Origin of the sequence: Enterococcus sp. BSD2780061688st2 D3, from assembly GCF_005844145.1 — a bacterium.
In the GTDB taxonomy this organism is placed as follows: Bacteria; Bacillota; Bacilli; order Lactobacillales; family Enterococcaceae; genus Enterococcus_B; species Enterococcus_B durans.
On record NZ_SPHN01000007.1, the window covers coordinates 120,557 to 133,238 of the forward strand.

The window sequence follows — 12,682 nt, forward strand, 5'->3', positions numbered from 1 at the left end:
GTTCTTATAATAAACTGAATAGTATTTAGTAGACAGCGAAGAACGAATTACTGGATTCTTCGCTGTTTTTCCATCGCTTAACTGTCAAAACTATAGTAAAATAGGGGATGCGAGAGAAACATACAAATACATAGATAAAATAAGGTGGACGAATCCAATGAAAATAGATGAATCAAAACGTCAGAAACTAGAGATAGAATTAACAAAATTACATAACGAAATAACGAGTCTTAGTGAAAATTATTATGACGTATCAAACGAACGTGTCATGATCGATTATCCTAAAAATTCAGAAGGTCGCCAGATAGAACAGGTGTACAATGAGGTATTCAAAAATCTATTGAAAGTGAAAAAAGAACTGGATTATTATTCTTTGCCGATTTTAGATACGGGAATCTTGAAGTATGACCAAGAAAAAGAGCGATTCATTTTTAAATCTGTTCGAGAGAATTTAGTTCTATCTGCAGGAATGGATCTAGAAATCTTAGTAGAGGATTATTTTACGGAAGAAAAACATTGGGTGCGAACAAGTTTAGAGTATCTTCCACAAGCTGCTGGAGGTCCACAGACACAGGGGTGGTATATCACAGAAGACAAAGAGTTAGAGCTTGAAGGTGCAATGGCGCGAATTAGAAAGAAACAGTTCACATAAAATATTGGTTGAAAGAAGGAAAAAGAATGAAAGAGAAAAAAGCAGTTTATGTTAATGGATATCTCGGGTTAGTAGGTTTGATCATATTGGTTGGAGCTGGGGCGGTCTTGTTCTATTTGGGAATGACGAATTCCAGTACTTTTGCAACGGTTATTGGCTTTATTTTTTTCTTTATAGCACTTATTTTACTTAGCTCGGCAACAGTGGTCAGTCCTAATCAAGCAAAAGTCATCTTGTTCTTTGGACAATATATCGGAACGATTAGAGAAAGCGGCTTTTTCTTGACTGTTCCTTTCGCACAAAAAATAAGTATTTCGTTGAAAGTACGCAATTTCAACAGTTCAGTTTTGAAAGTCAATGATTTAGATGGTAATCCGATCGAAATATCTGCAGTCGTTGTTTTCAAAGTCGTGGATACGGCGAAGGCGCTTTTTGATGTCGCTTATTATCATGATTTCGTGGAGATCCAAAGTGAAACAGCGATCCGACACATTGCTAGTCAGTATCCCTATGATACATTCAATGATGACGACTTAACTTTACGAGGAAATACGACAGCAGTTTCAGATGAATTAGCACAGGAACTGCAAGAACGTTTATCCGTTGCAGGAGTAGAAGTAATAGAAACTAGACTGAATCACTTGGCCTACGCAACAGAAATTGCTAGCGCAATGTTGCAGCGACAACAAGCAAAAGCTATTTTATCTGCTAGACAGACGATTGTCGAAGGTGCTGTAACAATGACTCAAATGGCATTAGAGCAAATCGAAGAAGGACAAGAAATCAATTTTACGGATGATCGGAAAGTGCAACTCATCAATAATTTGCTTGTTTCCATCATTACGGATAAAGGTACGCAGCCAGTGATCAATACTGGAAGTCTGCAAGAAAAATAGAAAATAATTTTGAGCGTGGAACGAATAAGTTTGTTTCACGCTTAAAATCCGAATAAAAGGCTGAAGCAGAAGCAATCACTTCTGTTTCAACCTTTTTTCGTGTTATTGTAGTAGAAATGACAAATTTGAAAGAAACTCGACAGTTGAATCGAAGGTAAAGACCGATTTATTTTACTATAATGAACTTATCAAATTTGAAAGAAGGAGAAGAAATGAAAAAACTTCTAATTGGTCTGGTCGCTTTTGTTATCATTGCTTTTGCAGGTATGAAGGTGGCAGACTACGTTGTTATGGGTGGCGATAGCTACTACGTACAAATAACGACGAATGGCGAAAAAGAAGTCAGCAAATCCGATAATGACCAACAATATGTTGGCTATAAATATAGTCTGCCAGGTTATGATGCAGATGGAAGAAAAAAAACATTAGAATTTAGAGGGCAACAACCACGTCCATTGAGAAAAGGTGCCTATCTAAAGATCACCTGGAATAAAAATAAAGGGGTAACTTCGTATGAAGAAGTTCAAAAGGAAGATATTCCAAAGACAGCCCAAGAAAAATTAAGTAAAGGATAGAGGATAAATGGAAAAAATCGTTGAGGTTCAAAATGTAACAAAAGTATACGGTAAAAACAATGAGAAAAAGACTCAAGCACTGAATGGAATCAGCTTTGAAGTAGAAAAAGGCGAATTCATTGGTATAATGGGTGCTTCTGGTTCTGGTAAATCCACACTATTGAACATTTTATCTACATTAGATAAACCTACTGAAGGATCGATTCGAATCAATCAAAAAGATGTGACAAAATTAAAGGGAAATCAATTAGCTGATTTTCGATCAAAAGAAATCGGATTTATTTTTCAAGATTTCAACTTATTAGAAAATTTAACTGCTCAAGAAAATATTGCAGTTCCACTTTCTTTACAAGGTGTTCGGGCAAAAGAGATCAAACAGCGAGTGAAAAAAATCGCTGAACGTTTATCGATTTCTCATATTTTAGAAAGTTATCCGTCTGAAATATCAGGTGGTCAAAAACAACGGGTTGCTGCAGCGCGGGCCTTGATTACCCAACCTACGATCTTATTAGGTGATGAACCAACAGGTGCTTTGGATTCAAAAAGCGCTCGTGATTTGTTGGATACGATGGAAGAACTAAATACCAAAGACGAGGTGTCGATTCTTTTGGTTACCCATGATCCTTTTTCAGCAAGTTATTGTCAACGCATTTTATTTATCAAAGATGGGGGCATTCACCAAGAAGTGAAGCGCGGAGACCAAAGTCGAGATTCTTTTTATCGACAAATCTTATCCATTTTAGGAAATTTGGAACAGTAAGGGGGAAAAGAAAATGCTTTGGAAACTATCACTTACTGGAATCAAAAGTCGATTAAGGGATTACATTGTCTTGTTTTCAGGTTTAGTTATGGCATCTGCCATCTTTTATATGTTTGAATCGATGGCAAGTAATAAAGATTTTTTAACACATAATTCATCCTTGTCGATGACAGTGATCATCTTTCAGATAGGCTCTGTTTTATTGGGGATCATCACATTTGTCTACATTCTTTACGCAAATTCATTTTTGATGACGATGCGGCAAAAAGATTATGCGATGTTCATGATGTTGGGTGCAAAAGGAAGAAAAATTGCACAAATGATCTTTTCGGAAACATTTATCGTTGGGATAGTGGCTACAGTAGTTGGTTCTGTCTTGGGTGTAGGGCTTACTAGTATCGTTCAAAAATTACTAGTCGATCAATTAAATGTTACGATTACCCATTTTTCACCTTTGAATCTAAAAGGATTGATTATCACATTCATCTTTTTTGCAATCTTGTTTTTACTTGCAGCATTTGTCAATGCATTCTCAATTGTAAAAAAACCGATCTTGACACTGATACGTGCAGATCAAACACCAACTAGAATGAAACAACATAAGTTTTTATTTTTACTAGAAGTTATTCTAGGAATTGTTTTCTTAGGTATTGGTTATTATATGATGGCACATGTACTAGAATACCAGTTAATGGCTATTGTCGTAGCTTTAGTAACAATTGTTCTAGGTACTTATTTCATTTTCCATTCGGTTATTATTTTCTTCTTGTCGTTATTGAAGAAAACAGAAAGTATTTCAATGCGTAAATTGAATAATTTTACGTTGTCACAATTAAGTTTTAGAATTCGTGAGTATACTCAAATGTTGTCGATGGTAGCGATGTTGTTAGCTTTAGCTTTGGGTGCGTTGACTGTTGGATTAGGATTTAAGAATGAGATTATGACATTCACAAATAAGGTTTCTGCTTATGATGTCATTTTGAACAATGCACAAAAAGTAGATCAACAAAAAGTTTCTGATTTACAGTTGAAGGTCAATGCGACTTATGTTCAAAAAGAAGATGCACAATATGTGTATTACAATTATAGTGACTTTGAAAAAACACCTTTGAAATATATTTCAAATAATGGGAATTCGATCAATGACTCAAAAATTGCAGAAGTAAGTGCAAAAGATCTAGCGGAGCAGTTGCCGATGCAAGATGAATTGCGTTCGTATGAATTACCGGAACAACAAGGTAAAGAAATCAAAGTAGTACAGTCAACGGAATTTGAACAATTGAATCTTCCTCAAACGACACTGCAACTGGTTCAAGTGAAAGATTTTGTTGCTGATCTAGATCAAATTGAAACATTGGTAAAAGAAAACAGCGAGAACAATCCAACGTTGCAAACTAATGATGGAAGCTTCAATCAAAAATTCACCATGTATCAACTGTTCAACGGTATGTATTCTGGTTTTGAATTTATGGGCTTCTTCCTAGGTATCGCCTTCTTGACGATGTTGGCAAGTTGCTTGATGTTCAAGATCCTTTCAGGAAGTAAAAGTGACATCAGCAGATATGAAATGTTGGAAAAAATCGGTGCTAAACGTAATCTATTGAAACAGTCCATCCGACGAGAAATTGGCGTGCTTTTCCTAGCACCAGGTATCTTAGGTGCAATACACGTTATTTTCGGTTTAGAGATGTTTACAGTATTGATGAGTAATCCGTACCATGATATCTGGATTCCATTTTTGATTTTCTTTGTTTTATACTTTGTTTATTACGTCTTGACTACATGGCTATACACAAGTATCGTTTTGAAAAGAGAAAAATAAATGAAAGAAGAACCTACAGTATGCGGGTCGACTTTGTAGTCGGTTCGCATATTGTAGGTTCTTTTTAGCTTATTTGAATTTGCTTTGGATCCATAGTAAGTTATCGATCGTTAAGATGCTTAGTAATGGAACTGTATCTGCTTTGACCTGGACCACTGGAGTTTGAGGGATTTCTCTAGCGGATAGTCGTTGGAGTACCTCAAAGATCGTCAATACTTTAGTTGTAGAAAAATAGTCAGGTTTTTTAGCTGTTCGTTTGAAGTTTGAAACATCTAAGTTTGTCAGTGACATTTCATTTTTATTCCATGAAACTGGCACAACGAATGACTCTTTTTTAGTAGATGTTTCAACAACTGATTTTTCTTCTTTCTTAGGCTCATCATATTTTGTCAGATCATATGCTTTGATGATCGCATTTAATTTATTTGCGTATTGTTTATCTGTCGCATAGCGGCCTTCTAGATATTTTGTTGCTTCTTTATAGGTTTTTGCTTCTGATTTCCATGTGGGTTTATAAAAATCTTTGTTATGAGACAATCCATTTTTGATTAATTTTGCATAATCTTCTAGACTTTCTTTATAAGATGGATATTGGCGGAAAGATGCTCGGATTTGGTAGTTTGAACCCGATTCGTCTTGTTCTAGTGTATTGAATGAAACACTTTTTCCTTGATAATCCCCTTTGATACCAAAAAGATTAAAGTTTGGTTCACTGGATAATAAGCTGTTGCCTGAGCCACTTTCTAGAATTGCTTGAGCCATCATAACGGAAGCGTAGATGCCGTCTTTTTGTCCGATTTCTTGAGCACTATCGGCAATTTTTTTCAAAAATTGATCAGTCGTTTGATTTTTTGAAAAGTTGAAATCTCCAAGACCATCTAAAATAGATGAATTTGCTAGAGAACCACTTGCAATTGGTAAACCTGCAATATTCACACGGACAGCGAAATCAGGTGCATAATCGGCGATCGAAGTGATCCGTACTTTATCACCTGGTTGAGGTGCATGGATGTATAAGCCGTTTCCAAGATAGATACCGACGTGATGTGTAACACCAGAAGAAGGTCCCCAGAATACTAAATCTCCAGGCTGTGCTTGGTCCACAGGAATTTGCGTACCGGCATATTGTTGTTCACCAGTCCAGCCACCAATATAGTGTCCTGTAGCTTGCATGTAAACATAATAAGCTAGACCGGAACAATCAAATGTGGATGGACCTTTTGCACCCCAAACATAGGGACTACCTAAATACTTATAAGCTTCTCTGACGATTGCCTGTTGGACAGCAGTTGTGTTGGCTGGTAAAAGAGATTCGATCGGTGTTTTGACAACAAAATCAGAAGAATTAGTTCCCGGATTTTCGATGCCTGATTGATTTGTTGAACCAGAAGGCCGTTGGTTGTTAGACTGACTATTAGAGCCACCGCCATTGTTTGCGGAAACAACTGAGTCATTGTTTGTAGCAGTCGAAGGTTTTGACTGATTGTTCGAATTTCCATTTGGTTTGCTAGAATTACCAGGATTTCCGTTATTGCCACTGTTTTGGTTTGTTGATTCACCAGTATTCGAACCATTAGAAGATCCAGTTGAGCCTCCGTTTGATCCTGTTGATCCGCCATTCGATGTTTCTGTAGTTGATTCGAATTTAGCAGAAAGTGTCATGTCGATGACGCCAATAGTAAAGGTATGTTGCTGATAGTCGACTTCTTGCGCACCGTTCACTTCGAAAGAGACTAATTTTTCATCTTTTGAAGGGGTGATTTCATAGGCAATCTTAGTACCCTCTTTCAATCCTCTAACTACTCCAGATGAATCGATCGTCAATTCTTTTTCTTCTGTAGTGTCTGTAGCGACGGTACTTAATTTGATTTTTCCTAATAGTGTCGGATCGATCGTAACTGTACGCGTAGCTGTTTCTTCTGTTGACCCATCTGGTGATTCTGATGAATCAGTAGTAGACGATTCGGTTGTAGATGACTCAGTTGTAGAAGAACTAGTAGACGATTCAGTCATCGAAGAACTTGTTGTGGCTGTTCCAGTAGAAGATGAATCAGTTAGATCTGAACTGGTAAGAGTGGAAGAGTTTGTCGTTTTTTGAGCGACGATTGAGCTTTTAGTTGTCTGTGTTGATTGTTCATCTGCAAACACAGACTGTGTCGACAAAATAGTTGGAGCAATCAGCCATGATGTGGCGAGTAGGCGTATTGCTTTATTTTTGTTCATAATCAGATACTCCTTTTCTTTTAAACGTTTAGTAGCGTAGTCTTTTATTTTTCATAACAGCAGTGAATTTGTACTTTCAGTAAATTGACTCTGCGTTTGCCATTCGATAAAAGCACTGAGTCGTTACGCTCAATGCTTTGATATTCAGTATAAGGCACTACCATTTATTTGTTGGGGGAACAAATGGGGGGAAATGGTCATGCTAATTAAATTGTACCAAAGGTGGAGCAATTCTACAAAATATTTGTAAAAATAACGGGCGTAAAACGTAAAAAACTTGTCAAAACATGAAATTTGTCGCACATGTTTTGGCAAGTTCCTCTTGTTATGTTTTTTTTAATGGAGCAGTCGAAGCTCTTTTTTCTAATTTTACAGGTAATAGTTCTTCTTCCCATTCCTTAGTGGGCGATTGGATCCGTGACAATAATAATTTAGCAGAAGCTTTGCCCAACTCAACGATTGGTTGTGCGATGGTGGTGAGCTTAGGTTTAACATATTCACACATGTCGATGTTATCATAGCCGATGATACTGTAATCATCAGGAATTGATTTACCTTTCTCCTCCAGTCCGCGATAAAGACCAAAAGCTAATTCATCATTCAATGCGAAAATTGCAGTTGTCGCAGATTCAATGATGCTTGGTACCGCTTGATACCCACCTTGCTTGGAAAACAGTGTGGGCAATAGCAGTAACTGATCGTGAGAATGTTGGTAGAAGTCTAATGCGTGTTTGAATCCTTCAATTCGTAGCTGGATATTTTCTGGTGGATTCTCAGGGTAAACAAGCGCAATATTTTCATGGCCTAGCGATAATAAATGAACACCTGCAAGATATCCACCACGAAAATCATCTGTCCGGACAGAGTCACTGAATCCATGTGATTTTTTTTGATCGAGCACGATGTAAGGACGTCCATGCTTTTTTAAATTTTCATTGATTGCTGATGTCGAGATGGCAGAAGTGGCGATGATGAATCCATCTACTCCACGTCGTGTAAGTTCAGCTAGATACTCAATTTCTTTTTGATGATCAGAATCAGCATTGCATAGGATCGTCACAAAATGTTGCTGATACAAAACCTCTTCGATTCCCCGCATCAATATATTGAAAAAAGGGTTCGTGATGTCTGGAACGAGGACACCGATAGTTTTTGTTTCTTTTGTGATCATCTGGCGGGCAAGATAATCGGGCTGATACCCTAATTCCTTTTTTGAAGCAAAGACTTTTTCGACCGTTTTTGGACTAAATTTTGCTTCATTACCATTTAAAATCAATGAGACAGTAGCAATCGATACACCAGAGTGTTTCGCTACGTCTTTGATCGTTATCTTTTTTTTCCCCATACTTACTACTCCTATCTAGCTATTAACGCTATTTTCCCATGAAAAATGAAAGAAGTAAATGGAAAGAATGCGTAGTTGCATCATTATTCCTTCGCCTTTTCGATTGCTGAAATAACTTCTTTCGTAGAACGGATTCGGACCGTTTTAGGGAAGATTTTTTCAAAAAAGACGTGATGTAACTCAAGATCTCTATCTGCACAAGCATCTTCGACCACGATGACATGATAGCCATGTTGAAATGCGTCTAACGCAGTTGCGTATACGCCATTAGACGTAGCAACGCCAGACAAAATAATCGTGTCGATTTGACGGCGGCGAAGCTGGAGATCTAAAGAAGTACCAAAAAAAGCGCTAGGATTGTATTTTGTGACGGTCAATGTATTTGTTGTATCCTCTAAATAGGGAGCTAACAGCAAATCTGTAAATTCCTTTGGGATAACAGGGACTGCTGCTTGTTTAGCTAATTCGTTTTTAGTACTCAAATAGCGGAATTCAGTGATATCTACATTGACTAAGACATTTAACGCGTCTGTATTTTTCAAGTGTTGTGCCAGTTCTACATTATTTGCTAAAACAGTAGCGGCATCATTAGGGAATAATTGTCCTGAACCGAGAATCCCTTTTTGAAGATCAATCGCGACAAATGCGGTATGATCAAGTACAAGGTCAAGTGACTTTATTGTATTCATGGTTGTCCTTCTTTCAAAAATAGATTGTTTCCCTGTAAGTAAATCATATTTTGTTTATTTGTCAATGAATACTTGTTCCTGCCTTTAGTCTAGTAGCGTTCAATGGTAGAATAAAGAGAAGAAAACGTATACGAAAAAGAAATATCGTGAAGATAGGAGAATACGAATGGAGTATGTAGAAGTAAAAAACGAGTTTAAGCGCTATAAAATGGGAGAAACAACGATCACAGCGAATGAAGATATTTCTTTCTCCATTAAAAAAGGTGAATTGGTGATTATTCTTGGACCAAGTGGTGCGGGAAAATCAACTGTTTTAAATATATTAGGCGGTATGGATCAACCAGATGAAGGACAAATCATTATTGATGGGACAGATATTGCGCAGTTCAATGACAAACAATTGACAGCTTATCGAAGAACAGATGTTGGTTTTGTGTTTCAATTTTATAATCTTGTTCCTAACCTGACTGCCAAAGAAAATGTCGAACTTGCTACTGAAGTTTCACCGGATGCACTAGATCCAGAAGAAGTGTTGGGGCAAGTAGGGTTAGCCCATCGTTTGGAAAATTTCCCTTCACAATTATCTGGGGGTGAGCAGCAACGTGTTTCGATTGCACGGGCACTAGCCAAAAATCCAAAACTATTGTTGTGTGATGAACCAACAGGGGCGTTAGATTTCGAAACAGGAAAACAAGTGTTGAAACTATTGCAAAATGCCAGTAGAGAGCATGGAAACACAGTGTTGATCATCACACATAATTCTGCTTTAGCTCCAATCGCAGACCGAGTGATCCGTATCAATGATGCAAAGGTCCGCTCCGTTGAAATCAATGATACTCCTTCATCCATTGATGATCTTGTATGGTAAGGAGATAGCTATGAAAACAAAAACATATCTTAAAGCAAGCTTTAGAGAAATAAAGCAGTCAAAAGGACGATTTATTGCGATTGTGTTGATCATTATGCTAGGAACGCTACTTTTCGTAGGAGTTAAAACAGCTGGTCCAGTCATGCAAAAAACGATGGATCATTATGTTGATCAGAAAAATTTGTCGGATCTACAAGTGATTTCCACAGCTGGATTGACTGAAGACGACTTGACGCAAGCCAAAAAAATCCCCCATGCGCAAGTTGAGACAGGCAAACAGATTTATTACGCAAATGCCCAAAAAAACGAAGTGGCACAGATCTTTTCGTATACGGATACAGCAAAACAAAATAAATTGAAGGTTGTTGAAGGGCATCTACCTGAAAAACAAGGGGAAATAGTCTTAGACGAAAAAGCCAAAAATTCAGGCTATAAAATAGGAGATTCTTATACGATCGATTCCGAAGATCTAGTTCAAAAAGAATACAAAGTCGTGGGTTTTGTGCGTTCTCCCTTATTTATCAATAATTTAGAACGTGGTTACGCAAATGTTGGTAACGGAAGAGTGGATTACTTTGCTTATCTGCCGGAATCAGACTTCAACACAACGATTGATTCCGTTATCTATCTTACGTTCACCAATGTTACAGATTTAGATACTTACAGCCAAGCCTATGAAGATCGAATGGCTAAGAATCAGGAAACTGTTGAAACAATCTTTCAGGACAGACCAACACAAAGGCTGGATGAGCTCAAAAAACAAGCAACAGCAGACTTACAACCTGCGAAACAAAAAATCGAGGATAGCCAAAGTCAATTGGATGCAGCAGTTAGCCAACTTGAGTCTGCAAAAACACAAATGACGCAACAAATGGCGGCAATCGAGCAACTGCCTGAAGCACAGCGTGACACAGCTTTGAACGAGCTTTCTGAACAGCAAGCACAATTAGCACAACAAGAGCAAGCATTAGCAGAACAACAGCAAAAACTCACTGAATCAGAAGAGACGATCAAAGAAAACCAAGAGAAAATCAATACGTTAGAAAAGCCGACCTACCGTTATCAGGAACGATCTGAAAATGTTGGCTTTCAGGAATTTGGAGATCTAGCTGAACGTATTGCTGCTATTGCAAATGTCTTTCCAGTATTTTTCTTCTTTATTGCGGCATTGATCACTTTTACGACGATGACACGAATGGTCGAAGAAAATCGCAGAGAAATTGGTACGTTAAAAGCATTAGGCTATACAAAATTGGAGATTGCCAAAAAATACGCGATTTATGCCACACTTGCTTCTGGAATTGGCATACTTTTAGGAACGGTACTGGGAACCAATTTGTTGCCAAGAATCATCTTTGAACTGTCAAATGAGCAATATGATATTGGTTCAGCCGTTATCTTTTATGATTGGGCGCCAATTATTCAAGCAGCAGTTGCTTTCTTTATTGCAGCGTTTGGCGCGGCGATGATTGTTTTATTTAAAGATCTACGAGAAAAGCCAGCTGCTCTTCTCCAACCCAAAGCACCAAAACCAGGAAAACGGATCTTGTTAGAATATATCAAGCCACTGTGGTCTCGACTTAGCTTTAATCAAAAAATCAGTTATCGCAATCTTTTTCGATATAAATCAAGAATGCTGATGGCGATTATCGGAATTGCTGGTTGTGCGGGTTTGATGGTAGCCGGAGTAGGGCTGAAAGACTCGTTAAGTTCGGTTTCCGAGAAACAATTCGGACCAATCACAGACTATCAAGCAATTGTCACGATCGACCAAAGCGCTGATAAAAGTGCAGATACAGCAAAACAGACATTAGAAGACGATCCTAAGTTCAAGGCGCTTCTCGCAGTCGACATGCAGACACTTGAGTTGCGGAAAAAAGGGCAAGCCTCGCAAAGCTTGACGATGATTGCACCAAAAGAGAAGAACCAGCTAGAAAACTTTATCCATCTGCTAGGAACAGATGGACAATCTCGGGAATTACCGAATGATGGTATCGCGATCACACAAAAAGCGGCGGAGTTGTTTGGTCTAGCTAAAGGCGATACTGTTTCTTTATACACAGATGATCAAAAAGAGTTAAAAGTAAAAATCCGTGAAGTTTTACAGAATTATTTAGGGAATTTTGTTTATATGAGTGCGGACTATTACCACAAAGTATCGGGAAAATCTGCTGAAACAAATGCCTTTTTAGTTCAAACAGCTGCTATGACAAAAGACCAAGAGGATCATTTGTCAGAAAAATTATTAGAAACGGGTAGCGTGACGAACACATCCTTTGTTTCAAAACAAATAGAAACACAGGAAGAATCTATGGCAAACTTAGATTCCGTTGTTTTGATCTTTGTTGTTTTATCTGGTTTATTAGCGTTTATTGTATTGTACAATTTAACGAACATCAACATCTCCGAGCGGGTACGTGAATTGTCTACGATCAAAGTACTAGGATTCTTCGATAAAGAAGTGACGATGTATATTGTTAGAGAAAACATTATTTTCACCTTGCTTGGTATTATTGGTGGATTTGGTATTGGGTATGTATTGACGGACTTCATTTTACGACAAGCCTCTATGGAAAATGTCATCTTTCCATTAGTGATTACTTGGAAAGCTTATGCACTTTCAAGTATTTTAACGATCTTGTTTACCGTGATCGTAATGATCGTGACTCACTTCAAGTTAAAACATATCAATATGATCGATGCACTAAAATCAAATGAATAGAAGGAAACAAACGAAATTGTAGAATGTTTCGTTCTAAAAGCCTGTGCAACTCGCAATCGTCGTTTATTTGTGAGTTGTACAGGCTTATTTTTGGACCATTGTCTCTTTGAATAGTGAACGGTCTCAAAAA

At 37.6% G+C, this 12,682-nt stretch carries 10 protein-coding genes; 7 read left to right on the forward strand and 3 right to left on the reverse strand.

Annotation, left to right across the window (positions count from 1 at the left end; all coding sequences use genetic code 11):
- The first annotated feature begins 157 nt into the window (after positions 1–157).
- The 5 genes from FGQ66_RS07580 to FGQ66_RS07600 all read left to right on the forward strand — a co-directional run bounded on the left by FGQ66_RS07580 (position 158) and on the right by FGQ66_RS07600 (position 4,705).
- Positions 158–652 carry a DUF5348 domain-containing protein gene (locus FGQ66_RS07580; RefSeq protein ID WP_113846443.1) on the forward strand — a complete coding sequence of 165 codons (495 nt, stop codon included), beginning with the start codon at positions 158–160 and terminating at the stop codon, positions 650–652.
- A 26-nt stretch (positions 653–678) separates the two neighbouring features.
- Positions 679–1,548: an SPFH domain-containing protein gene (locus FGQ66_RS07585; protein ID WP_005877456.1), complete on the forward strand. Its 870-nt coding sequence runs from the start codon at positions 679–681 to the stop codon at positions 1,546–1,548.
- 212 nt (positions 1,549–1,760) lie between these two features.
- Positions 1,761–2,123 (forward strand): YxeA family protein, encoded by a 363-nt coding sequence (locus FGQ66_RS07590; protein ID WP_113846442.1) that lies wholly within the window; start codon positions 1,761–1,763, stop codon positions 2,121–2,123.
- 7 nt (positions 2,124–2,130) lie between these two features.
- Positions 2,131–2,883 carry an ABC transporter ATP-binding protein gene (locus FGQ66_RS07595; protein WP_005877460.1) on the forward strand — a complete coding sequence of 251 codons (753 nt, stop codon included), beginning with the start codon at positions 2,131–2,133 and terminating at the stop codon, positions 2,881–2,883.
- Between the two features lie 13 nt (positions 2,884–2,896).
- Positions 2,897–4,705 carry an ABC transporter permease gene (locus tag FGQ66_RS07600; RefSeq protein WP_138302102.1) on the forward strand — a complete coding sequence of 603 codons (1,809 nt, stop codon included), beginning with the start codon at positions 2,897–2,899 and terminating at the stop codon, positions 4,703–4,705.
- Between the two features lie 69 nt (positions 4,706–4,774).
- Here FGQ66_RS07600 and FGQ66_RS07605 read toward each other — a convergent pair whose 3' ends face one another.
- The 3 genes from FGQ66_RS07605 to FGQ66_RS07615 all read right to left on the reverse strand — a co-directional run bounded on the left by FGQ66_RS07605 (position 4,775) and on the right by FGQ66_RS07615 (position 8,962).
- Complete coding sequence (locus FGQ66_RS07605) at positions 4,775–6,928, reverse strand: glucosaminidase domain-containing protein (RefSeq protein WP_138302103.1); 2,154 nt, start codon at positions 6,926–6,928, stop codon at positions 4,775–4,777.
- A 325-nt stretch (positions 6,929–7,253) separates the two neighbouring features.
- Complete coding sequence (gene rbsR / locus FGQ66_RS07610) at positions 7,254–8,273, reverse strand: ribose utilization transcriptional repressor RbsR (RefSeq protein WP_113846439.1); 1,020 nt, start codon at positions 8,271–8,273, stop codon at positions 7,254–7,256.
- An 83-nt stretch (positions 8,274–8,356) separates the two neighbouring features.
- A complete protein-coding gene (locus tag FGQ66_RS07615) occupies positions 8,357–8,962 on the reverse strand; it encodes an isochorismatase family protein (protein ID WP_005877469.1) in 606 nt (201 codons plus the stop codon).
- A gap of 166 nt (positions 8,963–9,128) precedes the next feature.
- On the opposite strand from FGQ66_RS07615, the gene FGQ66_RS07620 reads away from it, so the two are divergent.
- Positions 9,129–9,830, forward strand: coding sequence for an ABC transporter ATP-binding protein (locus tag FGQ66_RS07620; protein ID WP_081134212.1), 702 nt, complete (start codon positions 9,129–9,131; stop codon positions 9,828–9,830).
- A 10-nt stretch (positions 9,831–9,840) separates the two neighbouring features.
- A complete protein-coding gene (locus FGQ66_RS07625; RefSeq protein WP_138302104.1) occupies positions 9,841–12,552 on the forward strand; it encodes an ABC transporter permease in 2,712 nt (903 codons plus the stop codon).
- Positions 12,553–12,682: the final 130 nt, after the last annotated feature.

Coding starts and splice junctions, on each gene's coding strand:
- FGQ66_RS07580 (WP_113846443.1), top strand. CDS start 158: ATGAAAATAGATGAATCAAAACGTCAGAAACTAGAGATAGAATTAACA.
- FGQ66_RS07585 (WP_005877456.1), top strand. CDS start 679: ATGAAAGAGAAAAAAGCAGTTTATGTTAATGGATATCTCGGGTTAGTA.
- FGQ66_RS07590 (WP_113846442.1), top strand. CDS start 1,761: ATGAAAAAACTTCTAATTGGTCTGGTCGCTTTTGTTATCATTGCTTTT.
- FGQ66_RS07595 (WP_005877460.1), top strand. CDS start 2,131: ATGGAAAAAATCGTTGAGGTTCAAAATGTAACAAAAGTATACGGTAAA.
- FGQ66_RS07600 (WP_138302102.1), top strand. CDS start 2,897: ATGCTTTGGAAACTATCACTTACTGGAATCAAAAGTCGATTAAGGGAT.
- FGQ66_RS07605 (WP_138302103.1), bottom strand. CDS start 6,928: ATGAACAAAAATAAAGCAATACGCCTACTCGCCACATCATGGCTGATT.
- rbsR (WP_113846439.1), bottom strand. CDS start 8,273: ATGGGGAAAAAAAAGATAACGATCAAAGACGTAGCGAAACACTCTGGT.
- FGQ66_RS07615 (WP_005877469.1), bottom strand. CDS start 8,962: ATGAATACAATAAAGTCACTTGACCTTGTACTTGATCATACCGCATTT.
- FGQ66_RS07620 (WP_081134212.1), top strand. CDS start 9,129: ATGGAGTATGTAGAAGTAAAAAACGAGTTTAAGCGCTATAAAATGGGA.
- FGQ66_RS07625 (WP_138302104.1), top strand. CDS start 9,841: ATGAAAACAAAAACATATCTTAAAGCAAGCTTTAGAGAAATAAAGCAG.